Consider the following 21302-nt stretch of genomic DNA (forward strand, 5'->3'; position numbering starts at 1 on the left):
CAACGTATTTTTAGAGCAAGCTGGTAACATTAATTAGAATAACGATGAGTTTTATATCTTAAATAAGGACGTCGTAAAATGCCAACACTCTTTATGGTACAGCTTGGTGGTCGCCCCAAAGGTCGTTTGATTGAGCAGCATGATATTTTCTTTGGTGTGGCCAATCAGGTGCGCGAGCTGGTAGACGATATCAATCACCACTGGCCTGAAGTCAACAACAAATGGCATATTGACTCGTATCGCGCTATTACTAAAGTTGATAATTATAGTGTCAAATTAATTGAGTCGCTTGAAGTTGAATTAGCTGAAAAGATAGATAATGAGCATGCTTTAAAGCTGTTTTTTTATCAATTTAGGTGGTTATCAGGGGGGGGGAGCTTTGAAGAGTTTCATCATAAACTGCTTATCGTCGCTGCTACTCAAGCAGAGGCTATTAAACAAGCCAAACAAAGTACATTTTATAAAGAATTTACTTTTAAAGATAAAGACTCACCTTTTAATGCCGCATCGCACATTGATGATAAATTCGAGGTAGATATCGATGATATATACGACGTGAACGACCTTGTCTCAAACATACAGATTTTAATTGAGCCTACGATTCATAATAGTCACGAACTTGCAAATGCTGATGAAGATAAAAAGTATGTTGGTTATTTAAGTATCAAGAATTTAAGGAAGTTATTTTAAATTCATTTCATCTTTAGTCTCATCATTTAATTAAGGACACACCCTAATATGGCTTTAAATATGTACTATAAAAATGGAATGATTCGCAAATCGCGTTGCCAACTCTCTGATGAGCTATTACCGACCCTTTATCAGATTCATGATAATGCTAAGTTTCCAAAACTCACTTGGTTGATTGATAATGTGTATGAAAATCCGCAGATTCAACCTGATGTCGCACAAGCATTAGCTGATGAAATGGTAGCGTTTGAGAGGTTAATACTTTCGCTGCATCTGCCTTTTCCTAGGCTGCCATTGCAAAAGTTGCAGAATTTCTTTACGGGGGCTGCCATTCGTCAACAGATTATTTATACAAGCAGCGTTTGAGCTTACAAATAATTTATTCACAAAAATAAAATAGGGCTGGCAGGTTTGAAAAATTTTATAAAATGTCACTACTGAACCACGAATTTACGAATCTTTTATGATCTATCAATGCATCACAGAAAAGGGTGATCATTTACGTTTGGATGTGATTAATAGCGATATTGGTTATATGCTCAAGTATTATTTTGCCACCCAAGCAAGGTAATCCTTTAAGATTAGAGGCGTAGCAAGCGACTGAGGATACCTATTATACGACTCTTTCTAATGGTACTAATCTCGTTATGCGGGATCCGAATAATTACTATGAGCTGACACAGTTTGAAGATAGCGATACCTCTTTTTATATTATTAATGCCATTACTGGTCAGGAGATGAATCATTTTTCTTGCGAGAATAACTCGATTGAAAATGATCAGTATGCTTTGATTGCTCAGATGGAGCCAGAACATTTTAAATTTAAGCCTATGACTAATGAGCTTAGAAATATTTTGACTGAGCGTTTTGCAAATAGGTAATAGCCTGCATAGTTGCCAAGCAAACACTATAACTACCTTGAATCACGCCCAAATTACCCTCATAATCTAACCACTTCCAAACAATAAATAGCCTAAGTAAATATGCCGAATACTTCTAAGAAAACCTCAGATATGCCGACTGGAAACAACAACAATGAGCTTGGATTCGATGAATTAAGTAAATTAGCAAACCCAAGTGACGATAATTTGAATATTACGGCAAACAGTAATGAAGCGTCTTCACAACCTGATATGGTTGTTGATTTACCAGTACTCGCTAAAGACAGTTATTATTTAAGTCGTCTTGAGCGTGAACTGGCAAGGGCTGCCGTGGCTAAAAATAAAAAAGTTTCTGAGGATAAAGCGGATGATGGGCTAACTAAAAAACGTGCGCAGTATGAAAAAATCAAGACCCGCTCACAGCAAGCGGTGCAGGCACGTATGGATAGTATTCCAGAAAAACTGGCAGAAAAACTGAATCTTGATTTGCCCGTGAGTCAACGTGCAGAAGATTTAGTACAAGCAATTATTGATCACCAAGTCATTATTGTTGCGGGGGAAACGGGTTCTGGTAAGACGACGCAATTGCCCAAGCTGGCAATGCTGGCAGGTCGCGGTATCACTGGGCAGATAGGGCATACCCAGCCTCGACGATTGGCCGCGCGCAGTGTGGCAAACCGTATCGCTGAAGAACTGGGCGAGCAGCTCGGTAATACTGTCAGCTTCAAGATTCGCTTTAATGAGCAGGGTACGGCGCAATCTGTTGTTAAGCTGATGACCGATGGTATCTTGCTGGCTGAATTGGGTCACGATAGATTCTTGAGTAAATACGATACCATCATTATTGATGAAGCGCATGAGCGTAGCTTGAACATTGATTTTATTATGGGTTATCTGAAAAAGCTACTGCCCAAACGTCCTGATTTAAAAGTGATTATTACCTCAGCAACACTTGATACCAAACGCTTTAGTGAATACTTTAGCCGCTATAATAATAAGCTAAAACGCAACGTACCTGCGCCTATTTTCAATGTCGAAGGTCGTAGTTTTCCAGTGGAAGTTCGTTACCGTCCCCTCACTGATGAGCCAGTGAACAGCTCAGATGATGACAGCTACGATGACTTTGAAGAAAATCTGCCACGTGCGGTCGTAGCCGCCGTCGAAGAATGCTTTAGCGATGCACAGAATAAAGGTCATGCTGACCAAGCAGACATCTTGATATTTGCCGCCACAGAAGCGGAGATTCGTGAGCTACAAGAGGTGCTTGAGCGTCATGGGCCAAAGCATACAGAAGTGCTGCCACTATTTGCACGGCAGACTTATGAAGAGCAGCAGCGTATCTTTCAGCCCTCAGGTCGTGGTCGGCGTATCGTTATCGCGACCAACGTTGCCGAGACTGCGCTGACCGTACCGGGTATTCGCTATGTCATTGATTTGGGCTTTGCGCGGATATCGCGCTATTCGTATCGCTCGCGCGTTCAGCGTCTACCGATTGAAGCCATCTCGCAAGCGGCTGCCAATCAGCGTAAAGGTCGCTGTGGTCGTGTTGCACCGGGTGTTTGTATTCGTCTTTATTCTGAGGAGGACTTTACTGGTCGTCCTGAGTTTACGGAGCCTGAGATTTTACGGACTAACTTAGCCTCGGTTATTTTACAGATGGCCAATCTTCGTTTAGGTAGCGTTGATGATTTTGCCTTTATTGAGCCGCCTGACAGTCGCTTGGTTACGGATGGTCATAAATTGCTTGATGAGTTAGGCGCGATTACCTCTAAAAATGAAGTAACTGCTGCTCATCAAAACAATAAGCCAAAACCAAAAAAAGGTCTCGACCATTTAAGCCTGACGCCCACTGGGCAAAAAATGGCGCGTATGCCAATCGATCCAAGACTGGCACGTATGTTGGTCGCAGGTAGTGATTTTGATTGTATCCGTGAAATGCTTATCGTTGTCGCCGCGCTTGCCGTACAGGATCCACGCGAGCGTCCTGCCAATAAACGTCAGCAAGCCGATCAAAAGCATGCGGAATTTCGTCAAGATGATTCTGACTTTTTATTCTATTTGAGTCTGTGGAAAGCACTATTTGAAAAAGACGAAGACGGCAATAAGCTGTCTGGCAATCAGCGTAAGAATTTTACCAAGAAAAACTATCTGAGCTTCCCGCGTGTACGTGAGTGGAATCAAACCCATCGTCAGTTAGTACAAATGGTCACAGACCTTAAGCTGACGGATGTTAAAGAGGCAAAAGCTTCCGATAAAGGAACCGATAAAAATGCTTCGTTAGAAAACATGACCAGCGACCCTACCGCGATCGAAGATGAAGAACTTAAAGCGGTTAAATATGCCAATTTACACCGCGCATTATTGACAGGTCTATTGTCTACGATTGCGCACAAAACTGAGAATCGCGGTGAATACTTAGCAGCGCGCCAGCAAAAAGCTAAAATATTCCCAGCCAGTACAGTATTTAAACAAGTACCGCCTTGGGTCATGGCTTTTGAAGTGGTCGAAACCTCACAAGTCTTTATGCGCACCGTTGCCAAAATTGAACCAGAATGGATTATCTCAGCCGCCGGTAACTTATTAAAGTATCACTACTTTGAGCCGCATTGGTCGAAGAAGACTGGACGCGTTAAAGCTTACGCGCAGATTAGTCTGTTTGGTCTCATAATTATCAGTAAGCAGCTGACCAATTATGAGCAAGTGAACTTAGTTGAGTCACGAGAAATCTTCATTCGTGATGGTCTGGTGACTGGTAATTTGGGGCGTCAAGCGCCATTTTTACAGCATAATATGGATAAAATTGCTGATATTGAACGTATTGAAGATAAGTTACGCCGCCGTGATCTGTTGGTTGACGAAGAAGCACTGTATCAGTTTTATGATAAAAAAATACCTGAGCATATTGCCAGCCGCAAAGCCTTTGAAGATTGGCGTGCCGAGGTCGAAAAAACTGATGCTAACTATCTATTCTTTACCGATGATGACGTGCTTAATAGCCAAGCACCGACCACAGGCGATTTCCCAGAAGTGTGGAAATTGGGTGATCTAAAACTACCGCTACGTTATGTCTTTGATCCGTCCAGCGATGATGATGGCGTGACCATTCGTGTGCCACTTGCCGCGCTACCGCAGCTTGATGCGATCGAACTATTGTGGGGCGTACCCGGTTGGCGTTATGAGCTAGTATTGCAATTGCTTAAGTCACTACCAAAGGATATCCGCCGTCAAATTGTACCGATTCCTGATACAGCCGATAGCTTGTTTGATGAACTGCAACCTGCTGGTGGACAAGGATTGCTTAAGCAGCTTTGCCAAGCGCTCAATCGTCGCGGCGTTATGTCAGTGACGCCTGATAGCTTTAATCCCTCGAGCATTGATCGCTATTTACAGCCACAAATCTGTGTGGTCGATGACAAAAACCGAATTATCGAAAAGGGTCGCGACCTGCAAACCCTACAGATTCGTCATGCTCAAGAGACCCGCCAAGCGGTGAATGAGCAGCAAGGTACGCATACTGAATTCCCTGAGCATTTTGCCTTTAGCAAAAATCATCATAGTGCAGGGGTGGTGATGAAACAGTTTGCTGCGCTCGTAGCAGATGCGTCAGGTGAAGCGGTATCGATTCACCAATATACCGATGTCAATGCAGCGTTACAGGCACACCGTATCGGAGTTTTGACCTTGATAAAAGGTAAGCTTGGTGCGAAGAAAAAACAGCTGACCAGCCAAATTGATAAGATATTTAAATTGGCATTCGCGCCACTTGGTGATATGGAGAAGCTAAAAACCATCGTCATCGACGCGGCATTGGACGCGTCGCTTGAAGAGCATTATGTGTTATTTGATCACAGTGCTGATTTGCCTGAAAGTGCTGATGATACTGCCGTAGCGCTTGCTGAAGAATTGCCCTTTACACCAGAAGAGTACGAGAAAACCTTGGAAGTGGTGTCGGGTAACTTTCTATTGACGGGGCAAAACGTTATAAAAATCCTTAAAAATGTATATACTCGCTGGCAGCGTATTCGCCAAAGCTTACTCATGCTCGATCGAGAGGTATTTGGTGAGTCTATCGAAGATATCGAAGACCAGTTAGAAGATTTGCACTTGGCTGATTTTGTTTATCGTATGGATTATAGCCATTGGCAGCAGTATCCGCGCTATCTAGAGGCGCTTGAAATTCGTATCGAACGGCTTGAGCACAATCTCGAATCCGATCTCGAAGGGGTATACGCGCTTGATGTACATATGGAGCGGTTGGCAAATCGTGCCAATGATAAAGCCATTAGTGAGTACCGCTGGATGGTCGAGGAGTATCGTATTCAGCTATTCGCGCAACCGATGAAAACCCGCATGGCAGTGTCACCGAAGCGCCTAAGCAAGATGTGGGATAAAATGAGTTAGGATAGCGTTAGATTTTTAAAACTTGATAATTGACAAAATATGACAATTGTCTTGTATAGCTCTTTGATTTAGTCGATAATATTTGATTAAATGAAAGAGCTATTATTTTTTATACCAGAGTTTTTTGGTCGTTACTTAATATATTGATGTAGGTTTTTGAGCAGGATAAAAAATAATGATTAAAGGTAGATTGATAATATTAGGATTTGCATCAACTATATTTATGAGTACGGGCTGTGATCAAACACAAGCCAGTAATAATAAAAATTTGAAGGTATTTGCGCCAACAAGCGTAGAAAAAGAAGTGCAGTTACGCGGCAGTTTTAAAAGAAGCTTTGAGATTCATGAGTTCGTTTCTGATAACATTATTTACTATGTGTCAGACCCAAAGCAATTATTAATTAAAGATTCAAAAAGTCTCAATCAAAAAGGCTATTACAAATATTTCGAAACTTGCGTCATTGGTAACATTAGCCCCATCGGTCAATATGGGCCTCTAGGCAAATATCAAAATCAAATAACTATTCGTGAGATTTGCGCGTAGCTTTGATAGCGTAGGTTATCGAATGGATACCCTACTGATTTTAAGTAACCAACCTTCACTCACCATCGACAAAAAGGCTGGGTTAGCAATTGCTAACCCAGCCTTTTGTTTAAGTATCATTGTTTTTTTGCGACGGATAAATTTTTTATGAAACAAAAAAGCAAAGGTAGCGTCATGGAACCTTTGCTCTAAAATTTAGCATCTGAGTAAAATTAGTGGCTGATCTTTTCTGTCAGCACACCCATACTATAAAGCACGAATGCTATAACGGTCAGTGCTACAATAAATGGCGTGAGTATCCAAATCACCACGTTGATCAATAATGAGGGCAATAATCCATTAAATAATACCGTGTTTGGTGTAAAAAAGTCCGTCATAACATCGACTGAACGCTTAGCTACGGGGAATAACAAGGTGCTTAGTGCCAGCATATAAATATACTTGCTAAAACCAGGGTCGCTCATGACCACCATAAAATAAAACACCAAAAAATAAGTGACACCCAATGCCCAGCATTTGAGAGTATAGCTTAAACGAATCATGTTAGTGCCTCCCGAAGTATTCTGACGATCACACGTAGAAAAATTATTATAATAGTTGCAAAATTATGAATATATTATATATGTTATAATATGAATATATAGATCAAGTCAACTGTTTTTTTCTTGAGTAAGATATTTCGTCGTTTGTTCGGCTGGAAAGAGGGAGGGTGTAGGCATCTGCTAAACAGATAATTACATTGTGTACGCAGTTAATTATGAAGCTGTCAAGGCGCAGAGGAATTGCCCTAGTCAGAAACCATTATAGTAGGCGCCTCATTCTAGATATTTAACTCACTGCTTGGGCTTACTCCAAATAGCCGCTTATATTCACGGCTAAATTGGCTGGGACTTTCATAGCCTACTTGCATGGCGATTTGCGATACTTGTGCCTCGCCGAGTTGAATCAGCTGCCGCGCTTTCATCAATCGTAGGCTTTTTTGATATTGAAGCGGGCTTAGTTGAGTGATTTCTTTAAAATGTTGATGAAATCCCGACACACTCATACCGCATCGACTGGCCAAATCTTCTATGATGACGGGCTCTTCTAAATGCGCTTTTAGCCAATCGGTAGCTTGGGCAATACGGTGGGTGTGACTGCCGTTGACCACCAGTTGCCGAAGCTTATGACCTTGCTGTGCTGAGAGTAGCCGATAATAAATCTCTTGCTGAATTAAAGGTGATAAAAACTCTATGTCACTTGGATAATTAAGCAAGTCTATCAGCCGCTCGAATGCGGTTAATATGGTGTCTTCTAACGGCCATTTTATCCCTTGATGCTCATAATCGGCATTTTTCTGAGGTGGTATTTGTGCCATGACCTCACGAATGAGCGCCAGATTTAATTTCATAGACAATACGATGACAGGCTTCTCTACAGTGGCGTGTTTGATATGCATGCTTATAGGAATATTGACAGGGCAGAACATCAGACTACTGTCATCAAATTTCTGGCAATCTGTACCTAAGTAAATTTCACGCGTGCCTTGTAAGACGATACATATGCTAGGTTCTTGGATATAGCTGATAGTCTTTCTTGGTCTGTCGGCACAATAAAAAAACAAGCCTGAAATGTCTGATTCGATGGTTTGGTTTTTGGGTAATATACTAAGTAGCTGCTCTACCGTTTTTGTTTTCATGATTTATGCTTACTTTATAATTTGCCTAATGATATAAATATTTATAGTATTAGGCAAGAATTCTGGAGTAATGCTCTACCAGATTAGCCTGCTCACTTCTATAATGATGGCATCAAAACACAGCAAGATTGATTTGCAGCGTTTTGCACAATACCAATAACACGCCAATCCATAAGGAGTATATGATGAAGATTTTCTATAAAACGCGAGCAACGGCAATGGGTGGTCGTTCTGGTCATACAGGTCTTGACGATGGTTCGCTAGGTTTTGATCTGGTCTCTTTTCAAGAAACAGACAAGGAAGGTGTCAATCCAGAGCAGCTTTTTGCAATGGGTTATGCGGCTTGTTTTGATAGTGCTTTAAATCTGACCGCCCAGCAAATGAAACTGCCAATCACTGCCTCAAAAACCTCGACCCAAGTGGGTATTGGTATGAAAGCCGATAGTAGCTATAACCTAGATATAGATTTGTATGTTGAAATGTCGGGCATTGATGAGGCTCAAGCGCAAATACTGGTCGAAACAGCTCACCAAGTTTGCCCATACTCTAATGCTACTCGCGGTAATGTCGATGTACGTTTGCATGTGACCGTGGTTTAACGGTCAGCAGTAGTTAATACCTAACGACTGATTCAACAGCTGCTCTAATAACTATAAACAAATATAAAAACGATATGACTTTCAACTGCTTGGGTACATAAAGTATTCAGGCAGTTTTTTATTGAGTGATTCAACGTTGATCATTAAGATTAAATTATCAAGCATAAAAAGTTAAGCACAAAAAAGAGCCAGTAGTTTGACTACTGGCTCTTTCGTTTTCAATAGATTCGAATAAAAACATAGGTTTTATTCAAATAACCACCACGTATTATTTACGCTTGTTTCTAGGGTTATTATAGTTGGCAGTTCACTTGGTATTGTTGACCATTGTCTGATGTGATGGTCATGATGCCGTAATCCGCTTTGGTGTGCCAATCGTAAGTGGTTTTAGGGTTAACATTATTGACATAACGAGCGCCAGAACCTGATACCGCTTGCTCCATGGTGATTTTTGCATTGGTTAAGCCAACTTTAGGCAAGGTCACGTTTAGGTTAGCAGTCTGACCGTTAGCAGTGTAGGCAGCAGTGAGTTGACCGTTGTCTTCACAAGTGAATGATTGGACGACTGGCTGAGTATTGGTCTCTGGGGTCGTAGTAATTGGTGCATTAGTGGCGCAGGCAGACAATAATAGAGCAAAAGGTGCTACGGCTAATAATTTTTTCATAATATGCCTCAAAAGTATCGGTAAAAGTAGGTTGTTACTTCAAGCAACATGATACCGTAGAGAATGTAACTTCATGTTGTTTTTGAGAGCTATGGTAGTAATCTTATCTGTCTTTTTTATCACTAAGCCTCTATTAGCCTATTAGTTTTAAATAACGAATGAGGATATTTCACGTAGGGGCTTTTTCTCTATTTAAAATAAATACCAATACTGCACCCAAGATAACCGAGCTTGCTATAATGAATGGCATGGTCAATTGCTCAGATAAAAACACCACGCCTAATATCGCAGCGAGTATAGGGACACACAATTGTACAACTGCTGCTTGGGTGTTTTTTAACAAAGGCATGGCCATATACCAGATGCTATAGCCTATACCAGATGCGATCGCTCCTGATGCACAGGCCAAAAGTACTCCCTTGATAGTAATGTCACCTAAATTGATGTTTTCCAAGCCTATATTGTCTAGATAAGTCATGCTTATCATTAACAGTATGGGCGCTGCTATCAGACTCCGAATGAAATTAAAACCTGTGGCTCGCAGCGGCGACACGCATGATTTGCCGCGTATGCTATATATGCCCCAAGCGGCACCACTGATTGCCATAAGCACCGCCGCTAGTAACGAAGGCACCGCTGCTGACGGTAGCATCAAATAGACAAACCCTGCTACCGCTACGATAAATGCCAGCCATTGTAAGCCGCTCAATTGCTCTTTTTTATAGATGCCCCAACCAATCATCGTCAGCTGAACCGCTGAAAATAGAATCAGCGCTCCTGTACCAGTATCCAACTCTACATAAGCAATCGAAAAGCATAGCGCATAAATCACTAAGCTCACGCTACTTAACCAGCTACCTTTATCGTTTAAAATAGCAGCGTGAGCAATACTGTCAGACTCTCGCGCGTGCTGTCGTAACCGATAAGCATGAATGGTCATGATAATACCTAGGCAGACAGCAGCGCTCAGCAGGCGCAAAATGGTAAAGCTCCAAGCATCTATATGACCCTCTGCTAACGCCATCCGGCAAAAGAGAGAGTTTGCAGCAAAGGCGATTAATGCAATAACAGTGTACAAGGTGGCTTTCAAAAATAATTCCTACAATAAAGAAGCTGGTTTTTTAATAAAATAGGCAAATTCGACTTTTAGGGATGTTGTTAACACTGTTTTACCAGCAAAAATAATGGCAAAAGTGACAAAAATTAGTTGCTAGTTGGAAAGTGTCTTACAACAGAGCATATTTTATTGCACTCGCAGGCGAAAGTGTTTTTTAAATTGGACTGATGATAGTTGAATTAACAATAAAGGCCGACTACAAAAGTGGTGTGATGTGGATCAAGCGCATACTCAGAACGATTGCTGAAGTTAATCGTCATAAATCAAATAAAAACAATAGATAGGAAAAAGTAATATGGATTGGGCAAGTATTTTTATTCATGACACCACTTGGGCATTTGCGCTTGAGATATTGGTGCGTGTCAGCGTCATGTTTGTGCTGATTATCTCGTTTTTGCGTTTGACGGGCAAACGCGGCGTCCGTCAGCTGTCAATCTTTGAGTTGACCATTATTTTATCATTGGGCTCTATCGCAGGTGACCCTATGTTTAACGAGGATTTGCCGATTATTCAGGCAGTACTGGTCATGAGCATCGTTATCGTGCTTTATCGATTATGCACGTGGATCATGATGGAATTCCAACCTTTTGAAGATCTGTTAGAAGGGAAGTCGCTCTATATTGTAGAAGACGGAATGCTGGTACTCGATAAGATTAAAAAGGGTAAAATGTCTCATGATGAGTTTTTTACTGAAATGCGCCAACAAGGGGTTGAGCATTTGGGTCAAGTGCGTACAGGCTTGCTAGAGACAGACGGTAATTTTAGCATATTGTTATATCCGCCTGAAAACACTGGCTATGGTATGCCGCTTTTCCCTAAGCAGTATCAACCTGTCGAAGAGATAGAGTCAGAAACATATTACGCATGTATGCACTGCGGCTATGTCGATTATATATCTGACCCAAATCAGCTCTGTGAACGCTGTGAGAATGGATGTCGAGACTGGGCGAAGGCCTTGAATAGCGAGATCATTAGATGATAATAAATGAGATGATAGCTATATGAATTATCTATGAGTAGATCGAGCGGTCTTATGTTGGCAGTTTTAGCCATTTATACCAACGTAAGACAGCCCTAGACTGAACGTTTTTAACATACCCTAACTGAGTTAGGCAATTTTATACCAATCAATTTTACGGGTCATGACCATCACGCAAGCGAGTAGCACAAAACAGAAGACAGCACCAAGCAATAAATTCATATCTTCGGTGGTTAATATACCGAAAAACGCCGCATACAATCCTGCCAATGTGGCAGTAAAAATCGCCGCTCGCTTGACGCCGCCCAGTACATAATAAGTATACCAACCAATGAGTCCAACACAGGCGCTGGCAGCAATGGCATACGCTTTCCAAAAGACAATTTGCTCAGCAAGTGGTAATAGTAAGACATAAAACACAAACAGCGCGCAACCGACCAACAGATATTGAATAGGGTGAATACGGTTGGATTTAATCACTTCAAATAAGAAGAAAGTGCCGAATGATACTAAGATTAATAATAAGGCATATTTCATCGTTCGTTCAGTTTGTAAATACACATCATTAGGCTCAGCAAAACTCACACCAAAGCTGTTCAGGCGCACGTTTCGATAGCTATCAGGTATGGCAGTAGCTTCTGCTGTAGCAGCGCCCTCCATTGCTATAAGCGAATCATCAGAAACCATTGACTGGCTGTTGTTATCAAGAGTGGCTTGACTGGTGACGACACATCGGTTGTTAGCGATGCTGACACACTGTGACAAATCTTGATTGTTGGCTATTGTTAAATACTGATTTTGCCAACTGGCTTCAAAACCTTTAGCGGTAAGTTTCTTGGCATTGGGGAGCGCCTTACCAATAAAGTTTGGCGCATGCCAATTACTGCGCATCGTTAAGTTAAAGTTTTGTCCAGTCGGTACAGTGTTTACATTGCTAATACCAGCTAACGGTAAATCAATGATGATTTCTGTACTGGTTAGTGACTCGCTAGCACCGTTCGTAGCTAGGATGTTATTGCCATTCTGCTGGCTCGTTATATTTTTTACTGAATGCTGTAATATATCTTGCGGAATAGCTACTTCTACATAGGTCAGATTTTTCAGCAGCGCTGTCTGAGGGTAGGTCGCTTTTATCGGTTTTTTATCAATGGTCACCGTTGGTAGCGTCGCCACGCCGCGCAGATCTGATACTGGAATAATCAATTTTGCTGCATTCCAGTGGATAATGGTTTTTTCGGGCTGGGTGTTATTTTTATTGGCGGGTGTACTGACAGAACCTTGTGCGTCACTAGTTTTGCTCGTAGTATCATATAAGCTGCTGATGGCTTGATCAAATGTATAGCGTTGGTCAAATGTCAACGCACCATCATAACTGGTCGCATGATAGATGCCACGTTTGTAGGTATCAGTGCTGACTTCAAGGTCTTGTATGGCTTGGGTCTGACTGGCAAAGACAATTTCATTTTTTGAGTAAGATGGTGCACACTTACTGGTTGTTTCAGGTGCTGTAATCTGACATTCAGGTGTAACTGTGGTAGGAATGATGATAAATGGGGTGATGACTTCTTGCGGATTGACGTGCTGCTGGGCAATTTCTTTAACCACCGACGCGGCATAATTTTGTCGTTCGTAGATCACTGAGCCAATCATACCGAGACCGATGGCAAAAATAATACAAAGCCCGGCGATGATGGACAATTTAGTCAATAGTGTTTTTTGCATGAAAGCTCCTCATATGAATCTTTAGTCCAAAACTGTGCATATAACAGTCAGTAGGTTCAAAGAAGATCATAGAGGAGAGATGAAGAAAAAATATGTAAGAACGATGGAGAGTGTGTGGAAAAATAAGCCTTAGTGTTTTCTGACATCAGTGTTTTTTAGTATCACCAACTACTTTATCCATAATAGCAAACAATAAGCCAGACAACACAAAAGTCATATGAATGATGACTTTCCACATGAGTTTGTCCGCTTCACCCTCACTCAATTCATTAGGAATATCCATAAACGATTTTAACAGATCAATCGCAGAAATAGCGACAATGGCACCGATGACTTTTAGTTTTAGACCAGAAAAATCTACTTTGCCCATCCAACTAGGTCGATCAACGTGATCACCAGTGTCAATTTTTGAGACAAATATTTCATAGCCACTAAATATAATAATTAATAATAAACTGGCTACTAAAGAGAGGTCGACCAACACTAATATATTAACAATGACATCTGATACAGAAGCGCTAAATACAGTATTGAACATCATGACTGTTTTTTGAATGAATTTTATAAATAATAAAATAATCCCTAAGACCAGCCCTAAATAAAAAGGCGCTAATATCCAGCGGCTGTTAAAGATGGTTTTTTCTAGGTATCGTTCAATGTTTTTTAGCATGGACATCTCTTAATGCTCTTAAAGGTAAAGTTGTAGGTCATTTACTGATAACGTGGTATAGGATGGATTTAAGAAAGCCATTCGAGCACTTGTTGTACCCGCTCATCTCTATCACCACCTATGCGATGAAATGGCTTTTGGTGACGGGTCAGCTGACTTTCAAAATAAGCACTGATTTCATCACGTTGATGTGGGCTATCACGCAAATCATCGGCGACCCACGGAATATCAACTTCGGTTAATAAAATCAAGTCGTAATGATGCGTTAACGCCGCATTGGTGAGCGCTTTAGGGCAATCACCATAATACCAATTAGAATAAACCATTAGCTCAAACAGACTGGTGTCACAAAATAAATAATGGTTGTGATCGCTTTGAGCCGCTTGTGCGGCGAGCTTATTTTCTAACTCAATTTGACCTTGTGCAATAGGGAGTAAATCCTCCCAAGTGCAAGTGAGGTGTTCCTTATCCCATTTCGCTTGTAGATAGGTGCGCATGTATTCTGGTACCCAAGGGCAGCCAAAATGTGCTGCCAAGTCGCGACATAGCGTGGTCTTTCCAGTGCTCTCTGCCCCTAGGATAGCGACATTGATGACCGATTTAGGCGTATGCTGCTTTAGGTTGCAAGCGGTAACGTCGTTGCCATTCATAGTAAGCCCAAATTGCGATAAGAGTGAAGACTACGTATTGTAGCGCAGTAAAAGTGAGACCTTTATAAAAGTATAGCGGGACTGAAATAGCATCGGCGATTATCCAGAGTATCCAATGCTCAATTTTGCGCCGCGCCATCAGCCACATCGCCATCAAAAACAGCGCGGTAGTCAACATATCGGTGTAATCGACCCACGTAAATAAATGCAATCCTAATACCGCGCCATCAAAACTAAAGTTATTATTGATGACTGGTCTGAAGTAATACACCAACGCGACAAAGGCAATAGTCGCCGAGGCTAGTAAGGCGAGTATTGGCAAATCTTTTTTATCGAGATGTTCTACTTGAATAGCGTTCTGGGCGTTAATGCTTGCTAACGACTCATTTTGCTGCTGACCAGTAGGGTTGATATAATCTTGCTGTTTTTTTATGGCTGTGTTTTTCTTACTCTGTGTCCAATTGATCCAGCCATATAGACTCATCACCGTATAGTAGGCATTGATAAACATATCGCCAAATAACTGCCATTTCCACAATAGATAGACAAATATAGCGGTGCTGACGAGACCTATCGGAAATACCAAAATATTGGTTCTGCTGGCGAGTAAGACACTTGCTACCCCAAATATGACAGCAATTAATTCGAGAGCAATAAAGACAGTGGGATAGTCAGCGTATTGTCCAAATAACCAGTTAAAAATTTCTACCATGAGTATTCCCAAATATGAGCGGGTTTTATGTCTCGCAGTTTTATGCGTTCGAACTGTGAACGTGTCGCTAGCAAAGTGCGCCAATTATAACGTAGCTGCTCCAAAATGAAGTCAGGACTTTGCTTATTTTTCGCAACAAACAGATTATTTGTAACAAAGTATTAGAAAAATAATTATATTCAGGCATAATAAAGGCTCTGATTTTAAGTTTACAGTTATTCACTGAAATCAAACGACTGTTATTTTTCCACTTTTATGCTTATCCCAAGCCCTATAGTAGTAGACAAGGAAGCTTATCATGACGACTTGTATCACAGGCACTGGCCTGTATATTCCGCCTTATAGCATCAGTAATGAAGAGCTAGTAGATTCATTTAATAAGTATGTTGAGAATTATAATGCAAAGCATGCTGACGAGATAGCAGCAGGAACTTTGACTGCCCTAGAGCCTTCTTCAGCGGCCTTTATCGAAAAAGTATCTGGTATCAAATCACGTTATGTGATGGAAAAGGATGGTATTTTAGATCCTGAAATCATGGCACCAGTGATTCCTTATCGTCATTTAGGTGAAGAGCTGTCTATTATGGCAGAAATGGGTACTGCAGCTTTGAAAGACGCGCTAGCAGATGCGGGACTTGAAGCCAATGACCTAGATGGTATCATTCTTGCCTGTTCAAACTTTCAGCGTACTTATCCTGCGGTCGCTATCGAGATTCAAAATGCAATCGGTATGATTGGCGGTTTTGCTTATGATATGAACGTCGCTTGTAGCGCCGCGACTTTTGGTCTATCGCAAGCACACGGCTCTATCGTTTCTGGTCTGGCTAAGCGCATCGCTGTGGTCAACGTTGAGATTACTTCAGCGCATCTGAACTGGCGTAACCGTGACAGCCACTTTATCTTTGGTGATGTCGCAACAGCATCTATCGTCGAAGAGCTAGACACGCCAAAAGGTTATGAGATTCTTAACTCTAAGCTATTTACCCAGTTTTCGACCAATATCAAAAACGAATACGGCTTTATGGATCGCTCAGAATTCTTAGCGGCACAGACTGAGATGTATCCAGACATCAAAGAGCCAGTCACCGACAAGCTATTCTTACAAAATGGTCGAAAAGTGTTCCGTGAAGTCTGTCCAAAGGTTTCAGAGGTCATCACTGAGCATTTGCAAGAGAACGATATTGCAACGTCTGATGTTAAAATGATGTGGCTGCACCAAGCCAACGCCAATATGTTGGATTTAATCCTACGTACTGTGATTGGTAAAGAAGCAGATAAAGCGATTGTGCCAAGTGTCATTGCTGAATTTGCTAACACCAGTTCAGCCAGTCCGATGATTGTTTTCCATCGCTATAAAGATGAGCTGGCATCAGGCGATTTGGGTGTGATTTGCTCATTTGGTGCGGGTTACTCTATCGGTTCAGTGTTGGTGCGTAAGGTTTAATTTTTAAAGTAAGACCTGTGACTAGAGGGTGTCCTCAATTTTATCAGCACTTTCAAAATGAGGACACGCCCTAATAAAAAATAGCTAAGAGCAACCTTAGCTATTTTTTTTGTCTGTTATTTTTGTTATGAGCATTTAATCACATTATTTAAGCAATATATTATTCAAGAATGAGGCGCTATTTGAGAATATAACGGGAAGAATGCTTAGAATATCGACAAGAATGCTTAGAGGTTTTAATTTACCCCGAAAAATTTGCTATAATCACGGTCTTATTCCTCTCATCCAATTAAAAGTCCTTTTATGAAAGAATCCTTACGCCTGCGTTTAGACCAGATGGTAGACCGTTATGAAGAGGTCACCGCCTTATTATCAGATCCTAGTATCATCAGCGATAATAATAAATTCCGTGAATTGTCTGTCGAGCACAGCGACTTGATGGATATCACCACTTTATGGCAGAACTATGTGCGTGCAGAAACGGATCAGGCTGATGCAGAGGCTATGCTGGCTGATGCATCAGATCCTGACATGAAAGAGATGATGATCGATGAGATTGATAACGCCCGCGAGACCATCGTAGAGATGGAAGAGGCGCTCAATGTCATGATGCTACCAAAAGATCCAAATGATAAAGTGCCTGCTTTCTTGGAAATTCGAGCGGGTACAGGTGGTGATGAAGCCGCGATTTTCTCTGGTGACTTGTTCCGTATGTACCAAAAATACGCGCAGACACAAGGCTGGACAGTGGAAGTACTGTCTGCAAGTGAAGGCGAGCATGGCGGTTACAAAGAAATTATCACTCGCGTATCAGGCAACAGCGTGTATGGTCGCTTAAAGTTTGAATCAGGCGTACACCGTGTGCAGCGTGTGCCTGAAACCGAAAGCCAAGGTCGCGTGCATACCTCAGCTTGTACCGTGGCGGTGATGCCTGAGGTTGAGATTGATGATACAGTAGATCTAAATCCAGCCGATATCCGCTTTGATACCTTCCGTTCAAGCGGTGCGGGTGGTCAGCACGTTAACACCACTGACTCAGCCGTACGTTTGACCCACATTCCCACGGGTACCGTGGTAGAGTGTCAGCAAGAGCGTAGCCAGCACAAAAACCGTGCGCAAGCGATGAAAATGCTGATTTCAAAGATCCAGCAAGTCAAAGTACAGGCGCAAGTTGATGCAGCAGACACCATACGCCGTGATTTGGTCGGTAGTGGCGATCGTTCAGAACGTATTCGCACTTATAATTTCCCACAAGGTCGCATGACCGATCACCGTATCAACCTGACGTTATACAAGCTTGATGCCATTATGGAAGGCGACTTGGATGAGATTCTTGATGCACTGTTGCGTGAGCATCAGGCTGATTTGATGGCCAGTATTGGCGGTGGTGATTAGTAACCATCAGGATATTAATGACTAGAGGCTCAATAGCTGGTCGTGAATCATTAATTCATAAAAGCGTGACACTGTCTAGATGACAGTGTCTGTTTGTTTATAGCTGTTTTTTTACGGCTATCGACTATGATAATAAGTATAGATTTAATTTTGCAGTTTTCGTTTATTCCATTTAATTATCTAATAATATTGAGAGTGTTATGTCAAAGCACAATAATCAGAACCAAGACCAAACCCCAGTTGTAGAAGACGCTAACGAGCTGATTGCGCAACTGCAAGCCAAGCTAGACGATATCAGTGCTTCAGGCAAGCAGCCGTATCCAAATACGTTTAAACGTACTGATTATGCACAAGATTTGCAAACTGCCTTTGACGGCGTCTCAAAACAAGAAATTGAAGAAAAAGCGGCGAACGGCGAAAAAACACAGGTCAACGTGGCAGGTCGCGTCATGTTAAACCGTGGTGCCTTTATTGTTATTCAAGACATGACGGGTCGCATTCAGTTATATGTTGCACGCAAAGAGTTGGATCCAGAGACGTTAGCGACCATTAAATCATTAGATTTGGGTGATATTGTTGGCGTATCAGGCTATATCGGTCGCTCAGGCAAGGGCGATTTATATGTGCATATCGAAGAGTTTCAGTTATTGACTAAAGCGTTACGTCCAATGCCAAACAAGTTCCATGGTTTAGCTGATGTCGAAGCTCGCTATCGTAATCGTCATCTTGATTTGATGACCAATGAGACGACTCGTGATACCTTTATGATTCGCAGTCAAGTCATTAGCGGCATTCGCAAGTTTATGTTAAATGAGCGTTTCATGGAAGTTGAGACACCGATGATGCATCCTATCCCAGGTGGTGCGGTGGCACGTCCATTTGTGACGCATCATAACGCTCTAGATATGCCTTTATATCTGCGTATCGCGCCTGAGCTTTACTTGAAGCGCTTAGTCGTTGGTGGTTTTGAAAGAGTGTTCGAGATTAACCGCAGCTTCCGTAACGAAGGTGTATCAACTCGCCATAATCCTGAATTTACCATGATTGAGTTTTATCAAGCGTATGCTGATTATCATGACTTGATGGATTTGACCGAACGCTTATTTAATGAATTGGCGATGGATATCTTAGGCACGACTGAGATTACTTATCAAGAAGAAGCCATCAGTCTAAAAGCGCCATTTATACGTTTGTCTATGTCTGATGCAATTGCAAAATATGCTGAAAATTTCGATATGGCACGTATCAATGACCGTGATTATTTGGCAGAGTACGCCTCGACAACGCTTAAACAGCAAGTGAAAGAGGTGTTTGGTGTGGGCAAACTACAGACCATTATCTTTGAAGAAACCGCTGAACACCAATTGCGTCAGCCAACGTTCATCACTGAATATCCAGCGGAAACTTCACCACTGGCACGCCGTAGTGATGACAATCCTGAAATCACCGATCGTTTTGAGCTATTCATCGGTGGTCGTGAACTGGCAAACGGCTTTAGCGAGCTTAATGATCCTGCTGATCAGGCAGAACGCTTCCGTGGACAAGTCGCTGAAAAAGACGCTGGCGATGATGAAGCGATGCATTTTGATGAAGAATACATCGAAGCGCTGTCTTATGGCTTACCACCAACCGCAGGCGAAGGTATCGGTATTGACCGTTTAGTGATGTTGTTTACCGATTCTGCCAGTATTCGTGATGTGATTTTGTTCCCGCATATGCGTCGCAAATTAGAAAGCTAAAACTGGTTTACTTGCCATAAATCCATGCTGGGACTAAACTGAACATAAGAAAGCTCTTTTGCTTTCAATGGAATGGTCCCAGATTCTTTATGAGACCTCATTTATAGGGACATCATGGATACTCAGCACGCGTCACCCTCACTTTGGCAACAGATGATTCAACAAAGTTTCTTATCTTTGTATGAGTTACCAGCAGATAAAACAACCAATCCTGAGCAGTTTCAAGGTTATGATTTCGTTTTTGAGTTTTCTGGCGCTATCATTTATTTGATCGTCAATGATGTGGTGATGCAAGCGAGTAGGCAAAAAGTAGACAGCGCTCAAGTTCGTGAGTGGAGAAAAGAAGTCGTCAACCAACTAATCAAGCGTCACGCTCAGCTTTATCTAAAAAACGATAAGTCGATGGCAGAAAGTAATACCTCGGCAGCTGGTAAGGATGTTTATTTCATTGGTTTGACGTCACTGTCTGTTACACATCAAGATGATAAACCACAAGCATCCTCGCATACGGTTGATTATGAATATGGTAGTCAGTTTTTTGCTGAAGACTGTGTTTTAGATCTGGATGATGAGCAGAGTGTTTTACAGGTATTTAGCCATCAAAACTTTGTCGATATCATCAGCCAATTGGTTACGCCAAGCGATTTATCCGCATTTTTAGACTTTCATCGCAGCCAGCTGACAGGGTTTGAGTCATTCCAAAACGAATCGACATTACTTACCCAGTTTTTACAGTCGCCTGACTTTCATCAAAGAGCGATTAGGGTGCAAGAGCAATTGATTGATAATCAGTTGATCGATCAGATTGAGCAACGCTTGCTCAAAGCTACAGAACCAGATCAGGCAGTCTTTGCCAAAGCACTCATGGCTGAGATTCAGAAAAATACTCGGATGTGGTACAAGCTGTTTAATAGTTTGATCAAAAATTATTATGAGGCAGGTCAACCACTACCAAAAGAGCCAGTCGATATTTTGGTCGATGAGTCAATGTATACTTACGCTTGTTTGGTTGAAAAAATCTTAGCTTACAAAACGATGGATCAAGACTCTCGCTGGAATGGTTATGTTTGTCATGAGCACTCTTATCACGTGTTTGGACGCCATTATCTAATGGTTTTCTATGCGCAAGATGATAATAGTTCGCTGAGTGCTGATAAGGTTCGCACGTCTCAACAAGACTTGTTATTGGAGCTCAATGCTCAAATGCAGGATCCAGTGATGGATGATTTGTTTTTGATTGGCGTAGAGTTTAGACCTTGTGATGATAGCGTCAATACAGAGGTGTACTTGGATGCCTTTTATCAAAAAGGTTCAGTGATTGACGCCAATACTCAGCGCTTATACGAACGTTTAGCACAACTTCAAGCGCAGTTATAATCTAAACCTAATACAGCCTACTGGTTTGACACCCCATCT

The 21302-nt window shown here is 41.7% G+C and carries 19 protein-coding genes; 11 read left to right on the forward strand and 8 right to left on the reverse strand.

Features of this window, described 5'->3' with window-relative positions; translation table 11 throughout:
- Positions 1–78 precede the first annotated feature (78 nt).
- From AK822_RS06950 to AK822_RS06970, 5 genes are all read left to right on the forward strand, one after another.
- Positions 79–690: a DUF1543 domain-containing protein gene (locus AK822_RS06950; protein ID WP_060491071.1), complete on the forward strand. Its 612-nt coding sequence runs from the start codon at positions 79–81 to the stop codon at positions 688–690.
- A 48-nt stretch (positions 691–738) separates the two neighbouring features.
- Complete coding sequence (locus AK822_RS06955) at positions 739–1056, forward strand: hypothetical protein (protein ID WP_060491072.1); 318 nt, start codon at positions 739–741, stop codon at positions 1054–1056.
- A 281-nt stretch (positions 1057–1337) separates the two neighbouring features.
- On the forward strand, positions 1338–1571 hold the full coding sequence (locus AK822_RS06960; RefSeq protein ID WP_060491073.1) for a hypothetical protein: 234 nt from the start codon (positions 1338–1340) through the stop codon (positions 1569–1571).
- Positions 1572–1823: 252 nt separating this feature from the next.
- Positions 1824–5972, forward strand: coding sequence for an ATP-dependent RNA helicase HrpA (gene hrpA, locus AK822_RS06965; RefSeq protein WP_060492213.1), 4149 nt, complete (start codon positions 1824–1826; stop codon positions 5970–5972).
- 175 nt (positions 5973–6147) lie between these two features.
- A complete protein-coding gene (locus AK822_RS06970) occupies positions 6148–6516 on the forward strand; it encodes a hypothetical protein (RefSeq protein WP_060491074.1) in 369 nt (122 codons plus the stop codon).
- A 212-nt stretch (positions 6517–6728) separates the two neighbouring features.
- Here AK822_RS06970 and AK822_RS06975 read toward each other — a convergent pair whose 3' ends face one another.
- Positions 6729–7058, reverse strand: a complete 330-nt coding sequence (locus tag AK822_RS06975) for a hypothetical protein (protein WP_045447417.1) — start codon at positions 7056–7058, stop codon at positions 6729–6731.
- A 278-nt stretch (positions 7059–7336) separates the two neighbouring features.
- Entirely contained in the window at positions 7337–8194 is an 858-nt protein-coding gene (locus AK822_RS06980) for an AraC family transcriptional regulator (protein ID WP_060491075.1), read from the reverse strand.
- A 185-nt stretch (positions 8195–8379) separates the two neighbouring features.
- On the opposite strand from AK822_RS06980, the gene AK822_RS06985 reads away from it, so the two are divergent.
- The gene (locus tag AK822_RS06985; protein WP_060491076.1) at positions 8380–8793 is read left to right on the forward strand and encodes an organic hydroperoxide resistance protein; all 414 of its coding nucleotides are present in this window, start codon (positions 8380–8382) and stop codon (positions 8791–8793) included.
- Positions 8794–9086: 293 nt separating this feature from the next.
- On the opposite strand, the gene AK822_RS06990 is transcribed toward AK822_RS06985, so the two are convergent.
- Both AK822_RS06990 and AK822_RS06995 read right to left on the reverse strand, forming a co-directional pair.
- On the reverse strand, positions 9087–9458 hold the full coding sequence (locus tag AK822_RS06990; protein WP_060491077.1) for an MliC family protein: 372 nt from the start codon (positions 9456–9458) through the stop codon (positions 9087–9089).
- A 169-nt stretch (positions 9459–9627) separates the two neighbouring features.
- Positions 9628–10548: a DMT family transporter gene (locus tag AK822_RS06995; RefSeq protein WP_060491078.1), complete on the reverse strand. Its 921-nt coding sequence runs from the start codon at positions 10546–10548 to the stop codon at positions 9628–9630.
- Between the two features lie 322 nt (positions 10549–10870).
- On the opposite strand from AK822_RS06995, the gene AK822_RS07000 reads away from it, so the two are divergent.
- Complete coding sequence (locus AK822_RS07000; RefSeq protein ID WP_060491079.1) at positions 10871–11554, forward strand: DUF421 domain-containing protein; 684 nt, start codon at positions 10871–10873, stop codon at positions 11552–11554.
- Between the two features lie 129 nt (positions 11555–11683).
- Here AK822_RS07000 and creD read toward each other — a convergent pair whose 3' ends face one another.
- The 4 genes from creD to pnuC all read right to left on the reverse strand — a co-directional run bounded on the left by creD (position 11684) and on the right by pnuC (position 15308).
- Positions 11684–13276 carry a cell envelope integrity protein CreD gene (gene creD / locus AK822_RS07005; protein ID WP_060491080.1) on the reverse strand — a complete coding sequence of 531 codons (1593 nt, stop codon included), beginning with the start codon at positions 13274–13276 and terminating at the stop codon, positions 11684–11686.
- 145 nt (positions 13277–13421) lie between these two features.
- Positions 13422–13946 (reverse strand): TIGR00645 family protein, encoded by a 525-nt coding sequence (locus AK822_RS07010; RefSeq protein WP_045447433.1) that lies wholly within the window; start codon positions 13944–13946, stop codon positions 13422–13424.
- 68 nt (positions 13947–14014) lie between these two features.
- Positions 14015–14596, reverse strand: coding sequence for an AAA family ATPase (locus AK822_RS07015; protein ID WP_060491081.1), 582 nt, complete (start codon positions 14594–14596; stop codon positions 14015–14017).
- Positions 14547–15308: a nicotinamide riboside transporter PnuC gene (gene pnuC, locus AK822_RS07020; RefSeq protein ID WP_060491082.1), complete on the reverse strand. Its 762-nt coding sequence runs from the start codon at positions 15306–15308 to the stop codon at positions 14547–14549. Before pnuC ends, AK822_RS07015 begins: the two co-directional genes overlap by 50 nt.
- Before the next feature lie 298 nt (positions 15309–15606).
- Between pnuC and AK822_RS07025 the strand changes: the two genes are divergently transcribed.
- From AK822_RS07025 to AK822_RS07040, 4 genes are all read left to right on the forward strand, one after another.
- The gene (locus AK822_RS07025; protein ID WP_060491083.1) at positions 15607–16752 is read left to right on the forward strand and encodes a beta-ketoacyl-ACP synthase III; all 1146 of its coding nucleotides are present in this window, start codon (positions 15607–15609) and stop codon (positions 16750–16752) included.
- Positions 16753–17055: 303 nt separating this feature from the next.
- On the forward strand, positions 17056–18147 hold the full coding sequence (gene prfA, locus AK822_RS07030) for a peptide chain release factor 1 (protein WP_060491084.1): 1092 nt from the start codon (positions 17056–17058) through the stop codon (positions 18145–18147).
- A 200-nt stretch (positions 18148–18347) separates the two neighbouring features.
- Positions 18348–19886 (forward strand): lysine--tRNA ligase, encoded by a 1539-nt coding sequence (gene lysS / locus AK822_RS07035; RefSeq protein WP_045447448.1) that lies wholly within the window; start codon positions 18348–18350, stop codon positions 19884–19886.
- Positions 19887–20000: 114 nt separating this feature from the next.
- Complete coding sequence (locus AK822_RS07040; protein WP_060491085.1) at positions 20001–21263, forward strand: hypothetical protein; 1263 nt, start codon at positions 20001–20003, stop codon at positions 21261–21263.
- Positions 21264–21302 lie beyond the last annotated feature (39 nt).

This window comes from Psychrobacter sp. P11F6 (genome assembly GCF_001435295.1).
Lineage (GTDB): Bacteria > Pseudomonadota > Gammaproteobacteria > Pseudomonadales > Moraxellaceae > Psychrobacter.

Coding starts and splice junctions, on each gene's coding strand:
- AK822_RS06950 (WP_060491071.1), top strand. CDS start 79: ATGCCAACACTCTTTATGGTACAGCTTGGTGGTCGCCCCAAAGGTCGT.
- AK822_RS06955 (WP_060491072.1), top strand. CDS start 739: ATGGCTTTAAATATGTACTATAAAAATGGAATGATTCGCAAATCGCGT.
- AK822_RS06960 (WP_060491073.1), top strand. CDS start 1,338: ATGCGGGATCCGAATAATTACTATGAGCTGACACAGTTTGAAGATAGC.
- hrpA (WP_060492213.1), top strand. CDS start 1,824: ATGGTTGTTGATTTACCAGTACTCGCTAAAGACAGTTATTATTTAAGT.
- AK822_RS06970 (WP_060491074.1), top strand. CDS start 6,148: ATGATTAAAGGTAGATTGATAATATTAGGATTTGCATCAACTATATTT.
- AK822_RS06975 (WP_045447417.1), bottom strand. CDS start 7,058: ATGATTCGTTTAAGCTATACTCTCAAATGCTGGGCATTGGGTGTCACT.
- AK822_RS06980 (WP_060491075.1), bottom strand. CDS start 8,194: ATGAAAACAAAAACGGTAGAGCAGCTACTTAGTATATTACCCAAAAAC.
- AK822_RS06985 (WP_060491076.1), top strand. CDS start 8,380: ATGAAGATTTTCTATAAAACGCGAGCAACGGCAATGGGTGGTCGTTCT.
- AK822_RS06990 (WP_060491077.1), bottom strand. CDS start 9,458: ATGAAAAAATTATTAGCCGTAGCACCTTTTGCTCTATTATTGTCTGCC.
- AK822_RS07000 (WP_060491079.1), top strand. CDS start 10,871: ATGGATTGGGCAAGTATTTTTATTCATGACACCACTTGGGCATTTGCG.
- creD (WP_060491080.1), bottom strand. CDS start 13,276: ATGCAAAAAACACTATTGACTAAATTGTCCATCATCGCCGGGCTTTGT.
- AK822_RS07010 (WP_045447433.1), bottom strand. CDS start 13,946: ATGCTAAAAAACATTGAACGATACCTAGAAAAAACCATCTTTAACAGC.
- AK822_RS07015 (WP_060491081.1), bottom strand. CDS start 14,596: ATGAATGGCAACGACGTTACCGCTTGCAACCTAAAGCAGCATACGCCT.
- pnuC (WP_060491082.1), bottom strand. CDS start 15,308: ATGGTAGAAATTTTTAACTGGTTATTTGGACAATACGCTGACTATCCC.
- AK822_RS07025 (WP_060491083.1), top strand. CDS start 15,607: ATGACGACTTGTATCACAGGCACTGGCCTGTATATTCCGCCTTATAGC.
- prfA (WP_060491084.1), top strand. CDS start 17,056: ATGAAAGAATCCTTACGCCTGCGTTTAGACCAGATGGTAGACCGTTAT.
- lysS (WP_045447448.1), top strand. CDS start 18,348: ATGTCAAAGCACAATAATCAGAACCAAGACCAAACCCCAGTTGTAGAA.
- AK822_RS07040 (WP_060491085.1), top strand. CDS start 20,001: ATGGATACTCAGCACGCGTCACCCTCACTTTGGCAACAGATGATTCAA.